Source organism: Methylobacterium sp. 275MFSha3.1, from assembly GCF_900108435.1.
In the GTDB taxonomy this organism is placed as follows: domain Bacteria; phylum Pseudomonadota; class Alphaproteobacteria; order Rhizobiales; family Beijerinckiaceae; genus Methylobacterium.
This window is the reverse complement of sequence record NZ_FNWP01000002.1, coordinates 566,574-588,299: the sequence shown is the minus strand read 5'-3', so window position 1 is coordinate 588,299 and position 21,726 is coordinate 566,574. Positions and strand designations below refer to the sequence as shown.

The window sequence follows — 21,726 nt, the reverse complement described above, 5'->3', positions numbered from 1 at the left end:
CGACACGGGCACGGAAACGTGCGGAGAATGTGCGCATGGTGCGTATCGGAACAGTCAGCCGTCTCGGCCCGACACAGGTCCGCTCCACCCGGCGCGCGCCGGCCCCGGACGCGGACGTCTCCCCAGAGGCGGCGCGGACGGAGGTCCAGGCGCTCGCCCTGATCGACGGTGGCCGCTCCGACGAGCCGCCCGCCCCTCGGACAGCGGAACGCGCGGCCGCGGGGAGACCCCGCGCCGGCTTCATCGCGCAGTTGCTGACGGCGGGCGATCCGACGCTGCTGCCGTCGCGCCTGGAACGGACCCGGATGGCCGCCGCGCGCTACGCGGAGGCCGCGCGGCGCCTCGCCTGAGGCGCCGCCTTCGCGAGGCTCAGGCCTCGGCGGACTTCACCTTCAGGACCTGACGGCCGCGGTACATGCCGGTCTTCAGGTCGATGTGGTGCGGACGGCGCAGCTCGCCGGAATCCTTGTCCTCGACGTAGGTCGGCGCCTTGAGGGCGTCGGCCGAGCGGCGCATGCCGCGGCGGGAGGGGGAGGTCTTTCGCTTCGGAACGGCCATGGCTGGATCCTTCGTGACGCCGCGGACAAAGCGGCGCGCGGGCGGCTCCTCGATCGAGGATCGCCACGCACACCGCGGGATACGGATGAGGCCGGGCTTATAGCTCCGGCGCCGGCCCGTGACTAGGGGTGCCGGACCACAACCGTTAAGGGCGGGTTCAAGCGGAGCGGCGCAGATCTGGCCGGACGGCACCGCGGTGCGGGCCGCGCCCCTCGGGAGAACGCCATGGCTTCCTCCACCAAGACCCTCGCCCTCCTCGCCCTCCTGTCGAGCCTCGTCGCGGCCCCGGCCCTGGCGCAGGCGCCGCAGGCGCCGACGACCGCGGCACCGACGGCCCCCGCGAAGCCTGCCGCCCCGAGCGCGCCCGTCGCCGGATCGCCGAACGCCGCCAAGGGGGCGCTGATCGATCTCAACAGCGCCAGCACCGAGGAGCTCGACGCGCTGCCCGGTATCGGCGCGGCGCGCGCGGCCGCGATCATCAAGGGACGGCCGTATCGCGGGAAGGACGATCTCGTCTCCAAGAAGATCATCCCGCAGAGCGTCTACGACGGCATCAAGGACAAGATCATCGCCAAGCAGAAGTAGCCGCTACTCGGCGATCGCCCCCTGGGGCATGGAGAAGCCGGGGGGCGTCTTCGGGGCCGCTGCGGCCTTCGGTGCCGCCTGGCGGGGCGCCTTCTTGCGGGCCTCGGCCTTCGGCACCTTCGGCGCCTTGACGGCGGGCGGCGCCTCGCAGGCGCGGAAGGTCAGCTGCGCCAGGGGCGTCCCCTCCTCGCTCACGATCGCGATCGGGTCGGGGAAGGTCGGCAGCGTCGGCTCCCAGTGGATCGGGCTGCCCAGCATCGCCTCGACACCCGACGCGGCGCCGCCGCGCCGCAGCGTCGTGAAATCGGGCCCGTAGGCCGTGGCGACCTTTCCGGCGATCACGACCTGGAGAACCTCGTTCACCTCGGGCGTGAGCGGCCTGAGCGGGTTCGTCGTGCGGACCTGCCCGGCCCGCGTGATCACCATCTTGAACCCCTTGGCGCTCTCGAAGCGGGCCGCCTGCGTCCCGCAGGGCTGCTCGAGGGTCGGGCCGGCGGCGGGCGTAGGGCTCGCCGCCTGAGGGGCGGCTTGACCTGGCGGCGCCGTCGCGGCGGGCGCGGCCGGTGCGGGCGCGACTTGCGCGGGCGAAGCCTGGGGAGGCGCGGCCGGCGCCGGCTTGCCGGCAGGCGCGGCGGTCGCCTGCATCGTCGACAGGCAGAGAGGACCGGCGAGCAGCAGCCCGGCCACCCCGCGCGCACATCGCTTCATCGCCCGGCTCCCGGCGGATCTCCGCGGAGCGCCGCGTCGCGCTGTGTCCGGTCGAGGGCGCGGATCGGCTCCAGTTCGATCGCGTCCAGATCGAGCACGCGCGGGTCGAGCACCTGGGCGCTGCGGTCGATCGGGCTCTTGCGCGGTCCGACCGAGCCGATGACGAGGTCCTCGTCCTCGATGTCGAGTTCGGAACCCATGCGCAGGGGCTCGCGCCGGCCGCGCGCCGCCATCGCGGCCACGGCGACGATGGCGACAGCGAAGACCAGAATAGCCAGGATGATGAACAGGCGCTCCATCAGGAGGTCAGCTCTAGCCTGCGGTTCAGGCCGCCGCCACCCCATCCCATCGTGGATATCGCCCCGCCGCGTCGCGGTTGTGTTCCCCGTCACGTCCTCGGCCCCGTCCTCTGTCAGGATCCGGTCAGTCCCGGGTCACGTGCGGAACGCTCCTTGCGTGGGCCGGCGGACCGGGTAGATGCGGGCAGACCGGAGCCGGGACCGACCGATGCAGCACGAGCCGAGCCGCGAGCCCGAGGAACTGGAGGCGCACCTCCTCGGACTGATCGAGGCCGCCCGGGATCAGGCCCGGGAGGACCCGTTCCGCAATCCCGTCCTGGCGGTGACTCTGGCGATCACCCGGCGCTTCGACCGGAACGAGATCTCGACGGGCGACCTCGACGGCCTGTTCGTGCGCCTGCGTGCCGCAGCGCTGGCGGCGCGGGCGGAACGGCTGCGGGCCTATGTCGGGCTCGATGCCGGGCCGGAGGATCCGCAGGCGGCGATCCCCGCGCGGCTCGTGGCGGCGGCGCCCGACCGGCCGGACGGCGTCGAGGCCTTCGCGGCCCTGATCCACCGCACCGCCTTCGCGGTGGTGTTCACGGCCCACCCCACCTTCGGCATGCCCCGAGCCGTCGCGGGCCTCCTCGCCGAGGCCGCGAGCCTGCCCGACGCCAGGGACCGAGCCGGGCTGGTCGCGCGCGCGGCGGCCCTGTCGACCCGGCCGGACGCGCCGATCACCCTGGATGTCGAGTTCGAGCAGGCCTGCGCGGCGGCCAATAACGGCCGGCTCGCCCTCGACGCCTTCAACGGCGCCCTGCTCGACGCCGCCCGCGCCCGCTGGCCCGACCGCTGGACCGAGCTGACGCCCCGCCCCTTCGCCATCGCCAGCTGGGTCGGCTGCGACACCGACGGGCGCACCGATATCGGCTGGTGGGACACCCTGCGCTACCGGCTGATCTCGAAGCGCATGCAGTTCGACCGGGTGATGCGCGACCTGCCCGAGATCCCCGCCTGCCGCGAGGTCCGGGCCCTCGCGGAGAACGCCCTGGCGGCCGTGAACCGCCAGCTCACCGTGGCGCCGCGCCTCGGTGACCAGCCGTCCCTGGAGGCGGTGCACCGCTTCGCCCTCGCGCTCATCATCGAGCGCGAGCGCGCCCAGACCGATGCCGGTGCCCTCGTCGCCGCGCTGACCAAGGCCCTGGAGGCCGCCGACGACGCGGCCGACCAGCGCCGGATCGCCGTCCTGCGCGCGGGCGTCGCGACGCACGGCCTGTCGAACGCCCTGCCGCATTTCCGGCTGAACGCCAGCCAGATCCACAACGCGGTGCGGCGGGTGATCGACCTGGAGGGCGAGCCCACCGACGCGGCCCGGCGCCGCTCGCACCTCGCGACGATCCACACGCTGCTGAACGACGTCCGCCCGGTGGCGGTCGATTTCGGGGCGCTCGCGGCCGAGCGGGCCTCGGCGGCGCGGCTGATGATGACGATCGCCCAGATCCTCAAGCACGTGGACGGCACCCATCCGGTGCGCTTCCTCATCGCCGAGACCGAGACCGGCTACACCCTGCTCGCCGCCCTCTGGCTCGCGCGCCACTACGGCATCGCCGACAAGCTCGAGATCACGCCGCTGTTCGAGACGGCGAGCGCGCTGGAGCAGGGCATCCGGGTGCTCGACGACGCCCTGCGCAACCCGCACTGGCGCCAGTACCTGAAGCGCATCGGCCGTCTCACCGTGCAGTTCGGCTACTCCGATTCGGGCCGCTACGTCGGCCAGCTCGCGGCGACCTTCTGGATCGAGCGGCTGCGGCTGCGCATCACCGAGATGCTGGTCCAGAACGGCCTGTCCGACGTCGAGCTCGCGATCTTCGACACGCACGGCGAGTCGATCGGGCGCGGCGCCCATCCGACCTCCCTGCGCGACCGCCTCGCCTACCTCGCCCCCGAGGACGCGCGCGACCGCGCCCGGAAGGCCGGCATCCGGGTCCGGCTCGAATCGAGCTTCCAGGGCACCGACGGCTACCTGCTGTACGGCACCGAGGCGCTGGCGCGCGCCAGCGTCGCCCGCATCGCCGAGCACGTCTACGCCCTCGACGTGACGGAGGAGGATTCGTTCTCGGACTACGCCCTGAACGACCGACCGAAGGCCTCCGAGGACAAGATCGACCCGATCTACGCCGAGCCGGACTTCGCCCTCGAATTCTTCACCGCCGCCCGCCAGGACATGGAGGCGCTGGTCGACGACCCGGGCTACGCGGCGCTCCTCGGCACCTTCGGCCCGAGCCTGATCGATCGGACCGGGTCGCGCCCGGTGGCGCGCCAGACCGACAATGGCGGCCCGGCGCGGATCACCCATCCGCGCCAGATGCGGGCGATCCCCAACAACGCGATCCTGCACCAGCTCGGCTTCCTGGCGAACTCCCTCCACGGGATCGGCCGGGCGGCCCAGCGCGGCCCCGACCTGTTCCGCGACATGCGGCGCGACTCGGTGCGCTTCTCCCGGGCCTTCCGGCTGGTCCAGCACGCCGCCTCGGTCGGGGACCTCGACGTCCTGCGGGCCTATATCGACACCCTGGACCCGGCCGTGTGGCTGGAGCGGGCGCGGCGCACCCAGAAGGATTTCCGCCGGGACGAGCTGGTGGTGATCTCGGGAGCGCTGGAGCGCCTCGACCTCGCCCCCGCGCTGCGGAACCTGTTCGGACGCCTGACCCGGGACTGGCTCGCCCTGAGTGCGGCCGCCCCGGACCTGCCCGCCATGTCGGCCCGGCTGACGCTGCTCCACGCCCTGCGGCTCGCGCTGATCCACCGGATCTGGTTCCTGGCGGTGCACATCCCGGGCTTCCGGCCGCAGGCGGGCATCTCCCGCGAGCAGCTGCTGGAGCGCTTCCTGCGGCTGGACATCGACGGCTGCCTGAAGCTCCTCGACGCGATCTTCCCGGTCACGCCGGACCCGACGCTGGGCCTGAACTTCGGCGAGCCGGCCGGCCCGCGCGACGTCGGCACCTACGAGGCGGAGCACGCCAACCTGTTCCAGCCGATCCGCCGGATGTTCGATCAGGTGCGGGAGATCTCGGGGATGATCCAGCACGAGGTCGGGGCGTTCGGGTAGGCGCGGCCCTCAGGCCGCCTCCACCCGCAGGACCGTGCCGCCGATCCCGGTGACGCGCACCCGGCGGCCCGCCGGCAGGTCGGGCCCCTCGACCCGCCACAGCGTGTCGTCGAAGCGGATCCGGCCCGCGCCCCGCACGATCGGCTCGTCGAGCACGCCCTCGCGCCCGATCAGGCCGCGGTCGGCGCGGTTCAGGTCCGGCCCGGCCCGCCTGCCGCGGTGCTGGAGGCGCGCCGCGAGCGCCACCAGGGCGACGGCGAGACCGGCGAACAGCAGGGTCTGGCCCTGCCAGGGCATGGGCAGCGCCGCGGCCGCGAGGCCGGTCGCGACGGCGGCGAGGCCGAGCCAGATCAGGAACACGCCGGGCAGCAGGATCTCGGCACCGGCGAGCACGAGGCCGGCGATGACCCAGCTCCAGGCCGCCCCGAGGGTCCCGAGGGTTCCGGCGAGGGAATCGAGCGTCACCGGCGTCAGGCCCGCGGCGGAGCGACGTTCGGCGGGCTCCCCGCGCGCCGGGGCGCCGCGGCGCCGTCGCCGAAGACCGTGCGGGTGAGCTCGCCGATGCCGCCGAGGATGCCGGCCAGGGCCGCCGCCTCGATCGGCACCACCACGACCCGCTGGTTCGGCGCGGTGGCGATCGCCCGCACCGCGTCGACGTACTTTTCGGCCACGAGGAAGTTCGCCGCCGCGATGTCGCCCTCGGCGATCGCCCGGCTGACCATGCCGGTCGCGGCCGCCTCGGCCTCGGCCGAGCGCTCCCGCGCCTCCGCGTCGCGGAACGCGGCCTCGCGCCGGCCCTCCGCCTCCAGGATCGCCGACTGCTTGCGCCCCTCGGCCCGCAGGATCTCGGCGGCGCGCTGCCCCTCCGCCTCCAGGATCGAGGCGCGCTTCTCGCGCTCGGCCTTCATCTGCCGGGCCATCGCCCCGGCGAGGTCGGCCGGGAGCACGATGTCCTTGATCTCGATCCGGTTGATCTTGACGCCCCAGGGCGAGGCCGCCGCGTCCATCACCCGGAGCAGGCGCTCGTTGATCTCGTCGCGGTGGGCGAGGAGCTGGTCGAGATCCATCGAGCCGACCACGGTGCGGATGTTGGTCATGGTCAGGGTCGTGGCCGCGAGGTCGAGGCTCGAGACCTCGTAGGAGGCGCGCGCCGCGTCGAGCACTTGGTAGAACACCACCGCGTCGATGGTGACGCCGGCATTGTCGCGGGTGAAGGCCTGCTGGCTCGGCACGTCGATGACCTGCTCCATCACGTTGACCTTGCGGCCGATCCGCTCGACGAAGGGCGTGATCAGGCCCAGGCCGGCGTCGAGGCTGCGGGCGTAGCGGCCGAAGCGCTCCACCGTGTAGACGTGGCCCTGGGGCACGATCTTCACGCCCGCGGCCAGGGTGATGATCGCCAGCACCGCCAAGCCCACGGCGAACACGCTCAGCCCCAACGGAAGCCCCATCGACACCCCTCCCCTGACGGCGCCACGGCCGGCGCGGCCGCGCAGCCTAACAGGCCGATCGGGGCTCCGCGACCGCGTGTCCGCGGGGCAGCCCGGAGGCGTGCCGCGCCGCGGCGTGAACGGTCACCCGCGGATGTCGATCATCAATGGTTCAGGCCGCCGCGCTTAGGAAGCCGGCAAGCGTCGCGTTCGTCGTCGCTCGGACCCCGTCAACGCAACGCTTGTTGAAGAAATATTCGGCATGATCCCCGCCACCCTCGCTGCGGAAAGAAGTCCTTTCGCGCCGCTGCGGGCGGCAGAAATCCCCACCCAACCGGACTCGGTGCGCGCGTGAAGATCGCTGTCCTCGCACATCTGAAATACCCGATCGGCCAGCCCTACGCCGGCGGCCTGGAGATGCACACGCATCTCCTGACCGTCGCGCTGAAGCGGCACGGGCACGACGTCACGCTGTTCGCGAGCCGCGGGTCCGACCCGGCGCTCGACCCGGTCATGCTCTGCGATCCGACCGGGGACGCGCTCCTCGACCCGGAGCGGGAGGAGGCGATCGACCGGGAGGAGGAGGACGCCTACCGGCGCATGATGGAGATGGTCGCGGCCGGAGGCTTCGATCTCGTCCACAACAACGCGCTGCACGCCCTGCCGCTGCGCGAGAGCGCCCGGCTCGGCCTACCCTGGGTCACCGTGCTGCACACGCCGCCCTTCGACTCCCTGGTCGGCGGCGTCGTCCAGGCCGACCCCGACATGGCCTTCCTGGCGGTGTCCCCGTCGCTGGCGCAGGAATGGGCGCATCTCGTGCCCGGCGCCCAGGTGGTCGACAACGGCGTGGACCTCTCGACCTTCGCGTTCTCACACGCTGCCGACGATACGCCCTTCGCCTTCTGGTCGGGTCGGATCGTGCCCGAGAAGGGGCTGCACCTCGCGATCGACGCGGCCCGCGCCGCCGGGCTACCGCTGACCTTCGCGGGTCCCAAGCTCAATCCCGGCTACTGGGCCGCCGAGATCGCCCCGCGTCTCGGGCCGGACCTGACGCATCTCGGCCATCTCTCCCACCGGGACCTCGCCCATCATCTCGGCCGGGCCCGCGTGGCGATCGTCTCGCCCCGCTGGGAGGAGCCCTTCGGCCTCGTCGTGGCAGAGGCCCTGGCCTGCGGCACGCCGGTCGCCGCCTTCCGGCGCGGCGCCATGCCCGACATCCTGGACGCGTCCTGCGGCCGCCTCGCCCGCCCGGACGACCCGCAGGATCTCTCGGTAGCGATCCGGGAGGCCGCCGGCCTGTCGCGCCGGGCCTGCCGCGACCGCGCCGAGGCGCTCTACGACGCCGCCGCCATGACCGGGCGCTATCTGGAGGCCTACGACGCCGTGATCGCGCGCTGCGCCGAGCGGGCACGGCCGGCCCTGCGCGTCGCCGGAGGACGCGGCTGAACGGCGCGGATCCGCGCGCCGCAATCCGCACCCGAGCCCGGAGCCCGGCGGCATGACGGGCCGCCCCTGACCTCCGCGGCGCACGAGGGTGCCACGGGAGACCTGCCATGACCACCGACGCCGACCATCCGGCCCCACCGCCCTGCGTCGTCTGCATCCCCGCCCGGAACGAGGCCGAGCGCCTGCCGCGCCTGCTCGCCTCCCTGGCCGCGCAGAACGGCGTCTCGGCGCGGGCGCCCCTGCGCGTCGTGGTGCTGGCCAACAACTGCACGGACGGGACCGTCCAGGCGGTGCGCGACGTCGAGGCCTCGGGCATCCTCGCGACCCTGACCCTCCGGCTGATCGCGGTCGAGCTCGGCGGCGCGGACGCCCATGTCGGCACGGCGCGGCGCATGGCGCTCGATGCCGGGGCCGAGTGGCTGGAGGCGGACGGGGAGCCGGACGGCATCCTCCTCACCACCGACGCGGATGCCCGCCTGCCGGCCGAGTGGGTCGCGGCCAACCTCCGCGCGCTGGAGGCCGCCGACATCGTCGGTGGCCGGCTGGTGATCGACGACGACGGCACGCCGGACCCAGCCCTGACGGACCTGCACGCGCGCATCGAGCGCTACTGGTCCGGCGTCCGACGCCTGGAGGATCTGCTCGACCCGCCGCCCTACGATCCCGCCCCCCGTCACGGCGACCATACCGGCGCGAGCCTCGCCGTTCCCGCGATCCTGTACCGGGCGGTCGGCGGGCTGCCGGCGCTGCCCTGCGGCGAGGACAACGCCCTCGTCGGGCTGCTGCGCGCCAACGGCGCGCGCCTGCGCCACTGCCCGGACGTGCAGGTGCTGGTCTCGTCCCGCCACCAGGGGCGGGTCTCGGGCGGCATGGCCACCGAGATGCTGCGCCGGACCCGCGTCCTCGACGGGGAGGCCTACCTGCTGCCAGAGGCCGCGCACTGGCAGGCGCTGATCCTGCGCCGCGCGGCCCTGCGCCGGGCCTTCCACCTCGACCCGCAGGCCCGCGCCACAGCCTGCGCGCGGCTCGGTCTCGACGCCGACGACCTCGCCGCCGTCGGGGCCTGCCCGAACGACATCGCCTTCGTGGAGCGGGCCGACCGGATCCTCGAGTCGCGCAGCCCGCCGGCGCGGGACTGCGCCCTCGACCAAGCGGTCGCCGATCTCGACGCCCTCGCGTCGTCCCTGAGGGACGCCGCGTGACCCGGGGCATCGGCTGGTACGTCCATCACCAGGGCGCCGGCCATCTCCAGCGGGCCCGGGCCGTCGCCGGTGCTCTGGACCGGCCCTGCACGATCCTCGGGACGCTGGCCGGGTTCGACACCGCCGGCCTCGACACCGTCGACCTGCCCGACGACCGCCCCCGCGACGACGCGGCCTTCGACGGCCGGGACGGCGCGACCGAGCGGCCCGAGGCGCTGCACTACGCGCCGCTCAACCATCCGGGGGTCCGCACGCGGATGGCGCGCATCGCCGCCTGGGCGGAGCGGGCCGAGCCGGCCCTCCTGATCGTCGACGTCTCGGTGGAGGTGGCGCTCCTGGCGCGCCTCCTGTCGGTGCCGACCCTGGTGGTGCGGCTCGCCGGGACGCGGACCGACCGGCCGCATCTGGAGGCCTTCCGCGGCGCGACGCGGCTGCTGGCCCCCTTCCCCGCGGCACTCGACGGCGCGGCGGTGCCGGACTGGGTCCGGGCCAAGACGCTGTACGCGGGCTTCCTGGGCGCGCCGGCGCAGGCCCCGATCGAGGCGGGACGCGAGATCGTGGTCGTGTTCGGCCGCGGCGGCGCGGGGGGCGACCTCGCGGATCTCGCCGCGGCCGCGCGGGCGGTGCCGGACCGGCCGTGGCACGTCCTGGGGCCGGTCTCAGGCTCGGGCGCCGTCCCCGGCAACCTGCACCTGCACGGCTGGGTCCCGGACGTCGAGGCGCGGGTCGCTCGGGCGGCTTTGCTGGTGGGCGGCGGCGGCGACGGCGTGGTCGCCCTGGCGGCCGCGCAGCGGAAGCGCTTCGTCTGCCTCCCGGAGGAGCGTGCCTACGGGGAGCAGACCGAGAAGGCCGAGGCTCTGGCCCGGCTCGGGGCCGCGATCGTTCATCCCGGCTGGCCCTCGGCCGCGGCGTGGCCTGGCCTCATCGCGGCGGCCCTCGCCATCGACCCATCGGTGATCGGCGGCCTGCACGACCCGGACGCGGTCCGGACCTGCGCCGCGACGATCCAGACCCTGATCGCGGATCTCTGAACGGCCGGGCCGCGACGGAGCGGGCGGTCGCCGCGCCGGCGCGGGTGCCTCAGTCCACACTCATGTCCGGACTCAGGAGATCAGGTCGAGCTTCGCGGCCTCGATCCCGTCGGCGCGGATCGTGTCCGGCAGGGACGAGAAGTCGCGATAGCCCGCCTCGCGCGCCATGGCGTCGAGGGCCGTCTGCTCGTCGTCGGCCGCCCCCGTCCAGAGCACCGCGCCGCTCTTCTTCTGCCTAATCTGGAAAATGCTCATCGACCCCTCCCCGGTCCCGAGAAGACCATCGGCCTATTAACGTCGCTATTCGTGGCTGGTTGCAGGTTGAGCGCCGTGAACGGCCGCGCTCCGGCCGCCCCGATCACCTGCGGCGCGAGGCCCGGCGACGGCCCCGCCGGATGGCGCTATGCTCGACCTCCGGTGGAGTGGCTCGCCATGAAAACGCCGACCTGCCCAGCGAGGGAGAGGCAATACCAGTCCAGCGCCGCTTGCGAGGCCCCCGTCGTGAACTCCGTCCGTTGGCGCGCGCCCCGCCTCACTCTCCTGTGCGGGCTCGCGATCCTCGCCGGGGCGCCGGCCCGGGCCGTCGAGACCGCCGCCGTTCCCGACGCGGCCGCCATCGCGCCCGCCGTCACCGTGGTCCCGGCCGAGAACCGCGAGATCGTCGAGCGGGCGGTCGTTACCGGCACGCTGGTCCCACGGGACGAGATCCTCGTCTCCCCGGAGGTCGAGGGCCTGCGCATCACCGATCTCCTCGTCGAGGAGGGCGACCGCGTCACCAAGGGACAGGTTCTCGCCAAGCTGTCGCTGGAGATGATCGTCACCCAGGAGGCCTCGAACGCCGCGGCGATCGCCCGGGCCGAGGCGGCCATCGTCCAGGCCCAGAGCCAGATCGTCCAGGCGGAGGCGGCCAACGTCGAAGCCAAGCAGTCGCTGGAGCGGGCCCAGGCGCTCGCCAAGACCGGGAACGCAACCGCGGCCGTGCTGGAACAGCGCGTCTCGGCGGCGCAGGGGGCGGAAGGGCGCCTCGCCGCCGCCAGGGGCGGCCTGCAATCGGCCCAGGCCGACCTCGCCACCGCCCGGGCGGCCGGCGCCGAGATCGCCCTGCGGCGTGCCCGCACCGATATCCGGGCGCCGGAGGCCGGCATCGTCAATCGCCGCACCGCCCGGATCGGCGCCACAGCCACCGCGGTGGGCGAGCCGCTGTTCCGGCTGATCGCCCGGGGCGAGATCGAGTTGGAAGGCGAGGTGCCGGAGACGTCGCTGGCGCGCATCCACGTCGGCAACCCGGCGAGCCTCGACCTCGATGATGGCCGCCGCCTCGCCGGCAAGGTGCGCCGGGTCTACCCAGAGGTCGACCGGGCGACGCGGCTCGGCAAGGTGCGCATCCGCCTCGGCGACGATCCGGCCCTGCGCATCGGCGCCTTCGCGCGCGGCAACGTCGAGATCGCGCGCCGCACCGGCGTGGCCGTGCCGGTTTCCAGCCTGCTCTACGCGGCCGACGGCCGCGCCAGCGTGCTCGTGGTGAAGGACGGGCGCGTCGAGGCGCGGTCCGTGACCGCGGGGCTCTCCGCCGACGGCTTCACGGAACTCCGCTCCGGCGTGGCGGCCGGCGAGAGCGTCGTGGCCCGCGCCGGAAGCTTCCTGCGCGACGGCGACCGGGTGCGCGCCGTGCCGGCTCCGACCGGCACGCCGATCGCCGACGCGGCCCCGCGGTAGGACGAGACGAAGGATCCGGCCATGCGCCTCAACGTCTCCGCCTGGGCGATCCGCAGGCCCCTGCCCTCGGTGGTCCTGTTCCTGGTCCTGATGATCCTCGGGCTCGTGAGCTTCCGCGCGCTGCCGATCACCCGGTTCCCCAACATCGACATCCCGATCGTCTCGGTGACGATCACCCAGTCGGGCGCCGCGCCCGCCGAACTCCAGACCCAGGTCACCAAGTGGGTCGAGGATTCGGTCGCCGGCGTGAAGGGCGTCAAGCACATCCTCTCGACGATCACGGAGGGCACCTCCACCACCACGATCGAGTTCCGCCTGGAGGTGAACCAGGATCGGGCGACCAACGACGTCAAGGACGCGATCGCCAAGATCCGCCAGAACCTGCCGCGGACGATCGACGAGCCGATCGTCTCGCGCGTGGAGATCGCCGGCCTGCCGATCATGGTCTACGGCGCCTCCGCGCCCGCCATGACGCCCGAGGACCTGTCGTGGTTCGTGGACGACGTCGTCGCCCGGGGCCTCCAGAGCGTGAAGGGCGTCGGCGGCGTCGAGCGCCTCGGCGGCGTCGCCCGCGAGATCCGCGTCACCCTGAAGCCCGACCGCCTGCTGGCGCTGGGCATCACCGCCGCGGACGTGAACCGGCAGCTGCGCCTGACCTCGGCCGACATGGCCGGCGGCCGGGCCGAGGTCGGCGGCCAGGAGCAGTCCATCCGGGCGCTGGCCGCCTCGGCGAGTCTCGAGACGCTCGCCAAGACCTCCATCGTGGTGCCGGGCAACCGCAAGGTCCGCCTCGACGAGCTCGCGACCCTGTCGGACACCGCCGAGGAGCCCCGCACCTTCGCGCGCTTCAACGGCGAGCCGGTGGTCGCCTTCGCGATCTCCCGCGCCAGCGGCGCCAGCGACGCCGACGTGTCGGTGGGCGTCGCCAAGAAGATCGCGGCGCTTCACGCGGCCAATCCGAACGTCCGGTTCGACCTGATCGACACCAGCGTCGTCAACACGATCGGCAACTACCACTCGGCCATGATGGGCCTGATCGAGGGCGCCCTCCTCGCCGTCGTGGTGGTCCTGCTGTTCCTGCGCGACTGGCGCGCGACCCTGATCGCCGCGGTGGCGCTGCCCCTCTCGGTGCTGCCGACCTTCTGGGTGATGAGCGCCCTGGGCTTCTCGCTCAACGCCGTCAGCCTGCTGGCGATCACGCTCGTCACCGGCATCCTGGTGGACGACGCGATCGTCGAGATCGAGAACATCGTCCGGCACATGCGGATGGGGAAATCGCCCTACCGCGCGTCGCTCGAGGCCGCGGACGAGATCGGCCTCGCGGTCATCGCCATCACCGCGACGATCATCGCGATCTTCTCGCCGGTGTCGTTCATGGGCGGCATCGCCGGCCAGTACTTCAAGCAGTTCGGCCTGACCATCGCGGCCGCGGTGTTCATGTCGCTGCTCGTGGCGCGCCTGATCACGCCGCTGCTCGCCGCCTACTTCCTGCGCGACCACGGGCCGGACCACGAGCGGGACGGCGTCGTCATGCGCGGCTACACCCGCCTCGTGGCGTGGTCGGTCCGGCACAAGTTCATCACGCTGGTGCTCGGCCTCGCGTGCTTCGCCGGCTCCATCGCCTCCACGGGCCTGCTGCCCGCGGGCTTCCTGCCGGCCGAGGACCAGGCCCGCACCCTGTTCGTGGTGGAGCTGCCGCCGGGCGCCCGGCTCCAAGACACGGTCCGGGTCACCGACCGCATCGAGGAGAAGATCCGCGCGCTGCCCGAGGTGAAGAGCGTGTTCGTGGACGGCGGCCGCCAGCTGCCGGCCAAGAAGGAGGTGCGCCTCGCGAGCCTCACCATCAACCTCACGCCGAAGAACAGCCGCGACAAGACGCAGAAGCAGATCGACGCCGAGGTCGCGGCGATCCTCCGGGAGGAGCCGGACCTGCGCTTCTGGGCCCTGCGCGAGGGCGGCCAGCGCGACCTCGCGCTGATCATCGCCGGCCCCGACAAGGCCGTGGTGGCCGAGACGGCGGCCAAGCTCCAGCGCGAGGCCCAGCAGGTCCCGCACCTCGTCAACGTCATGTCGACCGCACCCCTCGACCGGACCGAGGTCCGGATCCGGCCGAAGCCCGCCGTGGCGGCCGATCTCGGCGTCAGCACCGACACCATCGCCGAGACCGTGCGGGTCGGGACGATCGGCGACATCGGCATGAACCTCGCCAAGTTCAACGCCACCGACCGGCAGATCCCGATCCGCGTGCAGCTCCCCGAGAGCGTGCGCGGCCGGCTCTCCGACCTCGAGACCCTGAAGGTGCCGGTGAAGGGCGGGACGGCCGTCCCGCTCGCGACCGTGGCCGACATCAGCCTCGGCCAGGGCCCGACCGGCATCGACCGCTACGACCGCGCCGTGCGCGTCGCCCTGGAGGGCGACATGCAGGGCACCGACGCGCTCGCCGAGCTGATCAGCCAGGTCATGAACCTGCCGACCGCCAAGAACCTGCCGCCCGGCGTCACGATCAGCCAGACCGGCGACGCCGAGGTGATGGGCGAGGTCTTCGAAGGCTTCGCGCTGGCCATGGGCGCCGGCCTGATGATGGTCTTCGGCGTGCTGATCCTGCTGTTCGGCAACTTCCTGCAGCCGCTGACCATCCTGTTCTCGCTGCCGCTCTCCATCGGCGGCGCGATCCTGGCGCTGCTGATCTGCCACATGCCGATCTCGATGCCGGTGGTGATCGGCATCCTGATGCTGATGGGCGTCGTGACCAAGAACGCCATCATGCTGGTGGACTTCGCCGTCGAGCAGATCCGCGCCGGCGTCGACCGGAACGTCGCGATCGTCGATGCCGGCCGCAAGCGCGCCCGGCCGATCGTCATGACCACCATCGCCATGGCGGCCGGCATGGTCCCCTCCGCGATGGCCTACGGGATCGGCGGCGAGTTCCGCTCGCCCATGGCGGTGGCGGTGATCGGCGGCCTGATCGTCTCGACGGTGCTGTCGCTCGTCTTCGTGCCGGCGATCTTCGTGCTGATGGACGACCTGTCCCGCCTGCTGACGCGGCTGTTCGGCCGCTTCATCGGCGAGCGCGACGATCCGGAGGATGCCCCCGTCTTCGATCCGGCCCATCCGGCCAATGACGGTCACCCGCCGCCGCCGCGGATCGCCGCGGAGTAGAGCGGGTCGGCGCGGAGAGCGGGTGCCGGATCGGCGGCGCGGATTGCGTCGCGGATTGCGTCGCGCGCCGCGATGGGCTGTGACTCGGCCCCGCCGAATCAACGGAGACGAGCGAGACGATGTCGGGTGGTCACGGGGCGGTCGAGGGGTCGAACAAGCGCGTGGCGCTGCTGATCTCGGTGCTGGCGCTGTTCCTCGCGTTCAGCGAGACACTGGGCAAAGCGTCCCAGACGGATTCGATCGGCGCCAACGTCGAGGCCGCGAACCAGTGGGCCTATTTCCAGGCCCGCACGATCCGCGCGACGGTGCTCAAGACCGCCGACGAGGCCCTGGCGCTGGTGCCCCCGGGACCGAACCAGGACGCGATCGCCGCCAAGCGCGCCGAGTGGTCGAAGACGCTGGCGCGCTGGGATTCGGAGCCGGCGACCGGCGAGGGCCGCAAGGAGCTGTCCGAGAAGGCCCGCGCGTCCGAGGGCCGGCGCGACCTCGCGCTGCTGCGCTACCACCACTACGAGCTGGCCTCGGCGGCCTTCCAGATCGGGATCGTGCTGGCCTCGGCCGAGGTCATCACCGGGATCAGCCTGCTGGTCTTCGCCGGCGGCTTCCTGGGTCTCGCCGGGGCGGCGCTGCTCGGCTTCGGCTACCTCGCGCCGCACGCCCTGCCGTTCTTCCACTGAGCGGCCCTGGCCGCCGGCAGCGACGTAACGCCACCCCCGATCCCGATCGATCGAGCACAAGCGTCGCCGCACTGGACGCGCGGTCCGGAAGCTGATCGTCTCGGCGCATTCCAGGGGGGAATGATGTCGGAACACTCAGAAGACCAGGGACGCCTGACGAAGGTCGCCAGCGCGATCTTCCTGCACACCGAGCACGCGATCTACGCGGCGCTCGGCATCCTGCTGGCGCTCACCGCCCTCGTGGCGCTGATCGAGGCCGCCGGGATGACCTGGGAGGCAATGCGGGCGCTCGGCGGCGCTCAGCAGATCCTCGAGGTGATCGACCGGCTGCTGTTCCTGCTCATGCTGATCGAGATCCTGCACACGGTCCGGGTCTCGATGCGGTCGGGGACGCTGACCTGCGAGCCGTTCCTGATCGTCGGGCTGATCGCCTCGATCCGGCGGGTTCTGGTGATAACCCTGCAATCGTCGGAGATCATGCACGCCAAGGACTGGTCGCCGGAGAAGCAGGCGCTGTTCCAGGCCTCGATGATCGAGCTCGGCGTGCTGGCGGGGCTGATCCTCACGATGGTGTTCGCGATCTTCCTGCTGCACCGCGCGCGCGACGACGGCAAGCCGGCCGGCGAGGAGAAGCCCGAGCACGTGTCCTGAGATCCGCGCGCCTTCGCGGCGTTCACGAAGGACCTGCACTGTTCCGTACGCCTGACGGCGTCCGGATTGCCCTGACCGTCCTTGCGAGCGCAGCGAAGCAATCCAGTTGCGCCACGCCGACCGAGGTAACGCTGCACTGGGTCGCTTCGCTTCGCTCGCGATGACGGAGCGAAACCGAACCGGAAATGGAAATCAATTCATCCGCAGGATCGCGGCGTTGAGGAGCGTCGCGAAGGCGACCCAGGCCGCGTAGGGGACGAGGAGCCACGCCGCGAGCCGGTCGAACCGCCAGGTCAGCCGGATCGTCCAGAGCACCATCACCAGCAGCATCGCGACGACGATCAGGCCGGCGCCGATCGCGTGGGCGGTGAAGAAGACCGGCGTCCAGGCGGCGTTGAGCGCGATCTGCACCACGAACGCCGCGAGGGCGAGCCACCAGCCCTGGCGGCTCGGTCCCGTGCGCGGCATGGCGCCGAGCAGGCGCCAGAGCGAGACCGCGATCATCGTGTAGAGGATCGTCCAGGCGACCGGGAACACCCAGTTCGGCGGGTTGAAGGCCGGCTTGTTCAGGCTCGCGTACCAGCCCGGGATCTCCGCCTGGGTCGACGCCGAGCCGACGACGGCCGTGGCCGCGACGGGCAGGATCGCGGCGGCGAGGCGCAGCCAGCGCGGCAGGGGCGATCCCTCGGGGACCTGTGTGGCGGCGGTCATGATCGTCTGTCTCCACGGGGCGCGGCATGTGGCCCGGCATGTGGCGCGGCTTGCCGGCACCCGCGCGCCGTGGCACGCGCCCGTCTCCATCCGCCGAGAATCGCCAGATGTCACAGCCTTACGCGCCGCAGGGTCCGTCGGATACCCGGAGCGACGCCGAGCCGGAATACACGCGCCGGAGCCTCGCCGCCCAGGCCCTGGGGCGGATCGAGCCGGAGACGCGGGCGGTGGTGATGCCGCTCCACGTCGCCACCACCTTCATCCGCGATCCCGACAACGGCTACAGCTCCGGCTACAGCTACGCGCGGCCCGACAACGCCACGGTGCGCGAGGCGGAGTCGGTCCTGGCGATGCTGGAGGGCGCCGCCGCCGGCGCGCTGCTGTTCGGCTCGGGGATGGCGGCGGCGACCGCGGTGTTCGGCGCGCTGGAGCCCGGCGACCACGTGGTCGCCGGCACGGTCATGTACTGGGCGCTCAAGCGCTGGCTGCGCGAGGAGGCGCCCCGGCGCGGCCTCACACTGAGTTTCGTGGACACGGACGACGCGGGTGCGCTGCGCGCCGCGATCGAGCCCGGCCGGACCAAGCTCGTCTGGATAGAGACCCCCGGCAACCCGCTCTGGACCGTCACCGACATCGCCGCGGCGGCCGAGATCGCCCACGCGGCGGGGGCGCGGCTCGCCGTCGATTCGACGGCCGCCTCACCGGTGCACACGCGCCCTCTGGAACTCGGCGCCGACATCGTGATGCACTCGGCCACCAAGATCCTGAACGGTCATTCCGACGTGGTTGCGGGCGTGCTGGCGGGGGCGCGGGCCGACGCGTTCTGGGAGCGGATCCGGGGGATCCGCGCCGGCAGCGGCGGCATCCTCGGGCCGTTCGAGGCCTACCTGCTGATGCGCTCGCTCCGGACCCTGCACCTGCGGGCGGCCGCGCAGGCGGCGGGCGCCCTGCGCCTCGCCGGGCGCCTGAGCGGGCACCCGCACGTGACACGCGTCCTCTACCCGGGCCTCCCGGACGATCCCGGCCACGCGGTCGCCTGCCGGCAGATGCGGGACGGGTTCGGCTTCATGCTGTCGATCCGGGTCGCCGGCGGCGAGGCCGGCGCCATCGCCACGGCGGCGCGGGTGCGGCTCTGGAAGCGGGCGACCTCGCTCGGCGGCGTCGAGAGCCTCATCGAGCACCGCGCCTCGGTGGAAGGCCCGGGCAGCCCCTGCCCGCCGGACCTGCTGCGCCTGTCCACCGGCATCGAGGACACGGACGACCTGTACGGCGATCTCGACCAGGCCCTGCGCGGCGCCCACGCGGGCTGATCGTCGCGGGCGCTTGGTGCCGAACCGGCTCCTGGCGCGTTGTGCCGGCAGTTCCGGCGGCGCGAACCGCCACAGATCGCGAGTCTGACGACATGACGACCCGTTCCCGCACGATGGTCCCCGGCACCTTCGCGCTGCTCATCCTGGCGCTCGCGCCGGCCTCCGCCCGGGCCGACGCGGTGCCCGATCTCGACGTCGAGCGGACCTGCCGGTCGGCTCAGGTCGCCAACACGAGCATCAGCGACAAGGCGAATTACGACGGCTGCATCCGCTCCGAGCGCGACGCCAAGAAGGAGGCCGAGCGCCACTGGAGCAGTTACACGCCCGCCGCGAAGAGCCAGTGCCAGAACCAGTTCAAGGCGGGCGGCTTCCCCTCCTACGTCGAGATGGTGACCTGCCTGGAACTGGCGTCCGGCACGGTGCCGACCCAGAGCGCCGAGGGCGGCCGCGCGGTGGGCGGGCCGGGTGCGCCGAAGGACGTCAAGGTGCAGCGGGAGGGCGGCGCCAACCTGACCAAGGAACCGCCCGCGAGCCAGCGCACGGATCCGATCCAGGTGCTGGAGAACAAGTAGGCGGCGCGGGCGCCGTCACGCGCCGCTGTCGGCCGTGGTGACGAAGGGGAGGTCCACGGTCTCGCGGCCGGCGCGTTACCGGGTGCCTGCGATGAGGGCCCGCACCGCCGCGGCGACCCGGGCGCGCTCGGCGGCGCGGTGATTCTCCCCCCTCTCGTCCGGCATGCCAGCACAGCTTCCGACGGGGCGCGACGCGGCGCGCGGGCGTGCTATGGGCCGAGTCCTCCCCCCGCGCACCAGCCCCCGCTCCCGCCGGCCCCGTGAACGCCCTCGCCATCATCGCCCCGATCTTCGGGATCGTCCTGATCGGCTGGGCCGCCGCCCTCGCGGGGCTCCTCTCCGACAAGGTCAGCGACGGGCTGTCGGAATACGTCTTCGCCGTCGCCGTCCCGGCGCTGATCATCGCCACGCTGACCAAGCCCGGGATGAGCGGGACCATCGCGTGGTCCTACTGGGTCGCGTATTTCGGCGGCGCGGCGATCTCGTGGTCCGTCGGCACGCTGATCGCCCGGCGGCGGGCCGGGATCGAGCGCCGGGGTGCGATCCTCCACGGCTTCGCGGCGAGCCAGTCGAACACGGTGTTCGTGGGCGTCCCGATGATCCTCCAGGCCTACGGCGAGGAGGGCGCCTTCCCGCTGTTCATGCTGCTGGCCGTCCACCTGCCCCTGATGATGGGCAGCGCCACTTTCCTGATCGAGTCCGATTCCGGCCTGCCGGTCCTGGCGCGGATCCGCGGGCTCGCCCTGGTGCTGCTGCGCAACCCGATCTTCGTGGCGCTGCTGATCGGCATGGCCATGAAGGCCCTCGGCCTCGCGCCGGTCGGCATCGCCCAGTCGCTGATCCACGCCTTCGCCGGCACAGCCTCCACCTGCGCCCTGGTGGCGCTGGGCGCCGGCCTGAAACGCTACCGGGTGCTGTTCGACCTCAAGGGTGCGCTCGTGATCGCGCTCCTGAAGAACCTCCTGCACCCGCTGGCGGTCTGGGTCCTGGCCTTCCACGTCTTCGCGATGCCAGCCGCCTACGCGGGCGTCGCGACCCTGTTCGCCGCCATGCCGGTGGGGATCAACGCCTACCTGCTGGCGGCGCGCTACCGGACCGAGACCGGCATGGTCGCGGCCTCGGTCCTGGTCTCGACGCTGCTGGCGCCGCTCACCACGCTGCTCTGGCTCATGCTCCTCGGCCGGGCGTGACGGCGGCGCCCCGGCGTCACCGCGCGCGTTGGACCGGGCGGCGCACGGGTCTAGGGTAGGGTCAAGCGCGCGGGCCGCGAAGACCCGCGCCACCCTGCAGGCGAGGAATCTCGATGAACGCTCCGATGCGCCCTCCGGGCAGCGCCTCCCCGTCGGCCCCGGCCTCGGCCCGCTTCGTCTGGGACGACCCCTTCCTGCTGGAGGATCAGCTCACCGAGGACGAGCGGGCGATCCGCGACGTCGCTCAGAGCTTCGCGCAGGAGCAGCTGCTGCCCGGGATCGTAGAGGCTTACGCCACCGAGAAGACCGATCCCGGCCTGTTCCGCAAGATGGGCGAGCTCGGCCTGCTCGGCGTGACGCTCCCGGAGGAGTACGGCTGCGCGGGCGCCTCCTACGTGGCCTACGGGCTCGTGGCGCGGGCGGTCGAGGCGGTGGATTCCGGCTACCGCTCGATGATGAGCGTCCAATCCTCCCTCGTGATGTACCCGATCCACGCCTATGGCTCGGAGGAGCAGCGCGAGAAGTTTCTGCCGAAGCTCGCCTCGGGCGAGTGGATCGGCTGCTTCGGCCTCACCGAGCCGGATGCCGGCTCGGACCCGGCCGGCATGAAGACCAAGGCCGAGAAGATCGACGGCGGCTACCGGATCTCCGGCGCCAAGATGTGGATCTCGAACGCCCCCTTCGCGGACGTGTTCGTGGTCTGGGCGAAGTCCGACGCGCACGAGGGCGCGATCCGCGGCTTCGTCCTCGAGAAGGGCATGAAGGGCCTGTCCGCCCCGACGCTGAAGGGCAAGCTGTCCCTGCGCGCCTCCACCACCGGCGAGATCGTCATGGAGGGCGTCGAGGTCGGCGAGGACGCGCTGCTGCCGAACGTCTCGGGGCTGAAGGGGCCGTTCGGCTGCCTCAACCGGGCGCGCTACGGCATCTCGTGGGGCGCGATGGGCGCCGCCGAGGATTGCTGGCACCGCGCCCGCACCTACACGCTGGAGCGCAAGCAGTTCGGCCGGCCCCTGGCGCAGACCCAGCTCGTCCAGAAGAAGCTCGCCGACATGCAGACCGAGATCGCGCTGGGCCTCCAGGCCTCGCTCCGCGTCGGGCGGCTGATGGACGAGGGCAAGATGGCGCCCGAGATGATCTCGCTGGTCAAGCGCAACAATTGCGGCAAGGCGCTGGACATCGCCCGCACCGCCCGCGACATGCACGGCGGCAACGGCATCATGGGCGAGTACCACGTGATGCGCCACGCCCAGAACCTCGAGACGGTGAACACCTACGAGGGCACCCACGACGTCCACGCCCTGATCCTGGGCCGGGCCCAGACGGGGCTGCAGGCGTTCTTCTGAGGCGCGGAGGACGCGCCTCCCACCGGGTCACCTCATCCTCAGGTGCGGCG

At 72.7% G+C, this 21,726-nt stretch carries 21 protein-coding genes; 14 read left to right on the top strand and 7 right to left on the bottom strand.

The window, feature by feature from the left end:
- The first annotated feature begins 35 nt into the window (after positions 1–35).
- The gene (locus BLW78_RS02765; protein WP_091676387.1) at positions 36–350 is read left to right on the top strand and encodes a hypothetical protein; all 315 of its coding nucleotides are present in this window, start codon (positions 36–38) and stop codon (positions 348–350) included.
- A gap of 19 nt (positions 351–369) precedes the next feature.
- On the opposite strand, the gene rpmF is transcribed toward BLW78_RS02765, so the two are convergent.
- Positions 370–558, bottom strand: a complete 189-nt coding sequence (gene rpmF / locus BLW78_RS02760) for a 50S ribosomal protein L32 (RefSeq protein ID WP_003601373.1) — start codon at positions 556–558, stop codon at positions 370–372.
- Positions 559–783: 225 nt separating this feature from the next.
- Here rpmF and BLW78_RS02755 point away from each other — a divergent pair, with 225 nt between their 5' ends.
- Complete coding sequence (locus BLW78_RS02755; RefSeq protein ID WP_091676385.1) at positions 784–1,143, top strand: helix-hairpin-helix domain-containing protein; 360 nt, start codon at positions 784–786, stop codon at positions 1,141–1,143.
- A 3-nt stretch (positions 1,144–1,146) separates the two neighbouring features.
- On the opposite strand, the gene BLW78_RS02750 is transcribed toward BLW78_RS02755, so the two are convergent.
- Positions 1,147–1,851, bottom strand: a complete 705-nt coding sequence (locus BLW78_RS02750) for a hypothetical protein (RefSeq protein WP_091676382.1) — start codon at positions 1,849–1,851, stop codon at positions 1,147–1,149.
- Positions 1,848–2,150: a hypothetical protein gene (locus tag BLW78_RS02745; protein ID WP_091676379.1), complete on the bottom strand. Its 303-nt coding sequence runs from the start codon at positions 2,148–2,150 to the stop codon at positions 1,848–1,850. Before BLW78_RS02745 ends, BLW78_RS02750 begins: the two co-directional genes overlap by 4 nt.
- A 208-nt stretch (positions 2,151–2,358) precedes the next feature.
- Between BLW78_RS02745 and BLW78_RS02740 the strand changes: the two genes are divergently transcribed.
- Positions 2,359–5,238 carry a phosphoenolpyruvate carboxylase gene (locus BLW78_RS02740; protein WP_091676377.1) on the top strand — a complete coding sequence of 960 codons (2,880 nt, stop codon included), beginning with the start codon at positions 2,359–2,361 and terminating at the stop codon, positions 5,236–5,238.
- 9 nt (positions 5,239–5,247) lie between these two features.
- Here BLW78_RS02740 and BLW78_RS02735 read toward each other — a convergent pair whose 3' ends face one another.
- Positions 5,248–5,703 (bottom strand): NfeD family protein, encoded by a 456-nt coding sequence (locus BLW78_RS02735; RefSeq protein WP_020090782.1) that lies wholly within the window; start codon positions 5,701–5,703, stop codon positions 5,248–5,250.
- Positions 5,704–5,708: 5 nt separating this feature from the next.
- Positions 5,709–6,689, bottom strand: a complete 981-nt coding sequence (locus tag BLW78_RS02730; protein WP_091676374.1) for an SPFH domain-containing protein — start codon at positions 6,687–6,689, stop codon at positions 5,709–5,711.
- Positions 6,690–7,019: 330 nt separating this feature from the next.
- Between BLW78_RS02730 and BLW78_RS02725 the strand changes: the two genes are divergently transcribed.
- The 3 genes from BLW78_RS02725 (at position 7,020) to BLW78_RS02715 (ending at position 10,347) form a co-directional block, all read left to right on the top strand.
- Positions 7,020–8,114 carry a glycosyltransferase family 4 protein gene (locus BLW78_RS02725; protein ID WP_020090784.1) on the top strand — a complete coding sequence of 365 codons (1,095 nt, stop codon included), beginning with the start codon at positions 7,020–7,022 and terminating at the stop codon, positions 8,112–8,114.
- A 107-nt stretch (positions 8,115–8,221) separates the two neighbouring features.
- Positions 8,222–9,316 carry a glycosyltransferase family 2 protein gene (locus BLW78_RS02720; protein ID WP_091676371.1) on the top strand — a complete coding sequence of 365 codons (1,095 nt, stop codon included), beginning with the start codon at positions 8,222–8,224 and terminating at the stop codon, positions 9,314–9,316.
- Positions 9,313–10,347 carry a glycosyltransferase gene (locus BLW78_RS02715; RefSeq protein ID WP_091676369.1) on the top strand — a complete coding sequence of 345 codons (1,035 nt, stop codon included), beginning with the start codon at positions 9,313–9,315 and terminating at the stop codon, positions 10,345–10,347. The genes BLW78_RS02720 and BLW78_RS02715 overlap by 4 nt, the downstream gene beginning before the upstream one ends.
- Before the next feature lie 72 nt (positions 10,348–10,419).
- Here the strand turns inward: BLW78_RS02715 and BLW78_RS02710 are convergent, their stop codons facing one another.
- Entirely contained in the window at positions 10,420–10,602 is a 183-nt protein-coding gene (locus tag BLW78_RS02710; protein ID WP_091676367.1) for a hypothetical protein, read from the bottom strand.
- A gap of 177 nt (positions 10,603–10,779) precedes the next feature.
- On the opposite strand from BLW78_RS02710, the gene BLW78_RS02705 reads away from it, so the two are divergent.
- The 4 genes from BLW78_RS02705 (at position 10,780) to BLW78_RS02690 (ending at position 16,550) form a co-directional block, all read left to right on the top strand.
- Entirely contained in the window at positions 10,780–12,063 is a 1,284-nt protein-coding gene (locus BLW78_RS02705) for an efflux RND transporter periplasmic adaptor subunit (RefSeq protein ID WP_091676505.1), read from the top strand.
- A gap of 21 nt (positions 12,064–12,084) precedes the next feature.
- Positions 12,085–15,222: an efflux RND transporter permease subunit gene (locus tag BLW78_RS02700; protein WP_091676365.1), complete on the top strand. Its 3,138-nt coding sequence runs from the start codon at positions 12,085–12,087 to the stop codon at positions 15,220–15,222.
- Between the two features lie 119 nt (positions 15,223–15,341).
- Positions 15,342–15,899: a DUF4337 domain-containing protein gene (locus BLW78_RS02695; RefSeq protein ID WP_091676362.1), complete on the top strand. Its 558-nt coding sequence runs from the start codon at positions 15,342–15,344 to the stop codon at positions 15,897–15,899.
- 123 nt (positions 15,900–16,022) lie between these two features.
- The gene (locus BLW78_RS02690) at positions 16,023–16,550 is read left to right on the top strand and encodes a phosphate-starvation-inducible PsiE family protein (RefSeq protein ID WP_043712027.1); all 528 of its coding nucleotides are present in this window, start codon (positions 16,023–16,025) and stop codon (positions 16,548–16,550) included.
- A gap of 192 nt (positions 16,551–16,742) precedes the next feature.
- Here BLW78_RS02690 and BLW78_RS02685 read toward each other — a convergent pair whose 3' ends face one another.
- Entirely contained in the window at positions 16,743–17,261 is a 519-nt protein-coding gene (locus BLW78_RS02685; RefSeq protein WP_091676359.1) for a TspO/MBR family protein, read from the bottom strand.
- A 107-nt stretch (positions 17,262–17,368) separates the two neighbouring features.
- Between BLW78_RS02685 and BLW78_RS02680 the strand changes: the two genes are divergently transcribed.
- The 4 genes from BLW78_RS02680 to BLW78_RS02665 all read left to right on the top strand — a co-directional run bounded on the left by BLW78_RS02680 (position 17,369) and on the right by BLW78_RS02665 (position 21,676).
- Entirely contained in the window at positions 17,369–18,571 is a 1,203-nt protein-coding gene (locus BLW78_RS02680) for a trans-sulfuration enzyme family protein (protein WP_091676357.1), read from the top strand.
- A 92-nt stretch (positions 18,572–18,663) separates the two neighbouring features.
- A complete protein-coding gene (locus BLW78_RS02675; RefSeq protein ID WP_056531494.1) occupies positions 18,664–19,143 on the top strand; it encodes a hypothetical protein in 480 nt (159 codons plus the stop codon).
- 260 nt (positions 19,144–19,403) lie between these two features.
- Positions 19,404–20,333: an AEC family transporter gene (locus BLW78_RS02670; protein WP_091676354.1), complete on the top strand. Its 930-nt coding sequence runs from the start codon at positions 19,404–19,406 to the stop codon at positions 20,331–20,333.
- 113 nt (positions 20,334–20,446) lie between these two features.
- Positions 20,447–21,676: an acyl-CoA dehydrogenase gene (locus BLW78_RS02665; RefSeq protein ID WP_091676352.1), complete on the top strand. Its 1,230-nt coding sequence runs from the start codon at positions 20,447–20,449 to the stop codon at positions 21,674–21,676.
- The last annotated feature ends 50 nt before the right edge of the window (positions 21,677–21,726 follow it).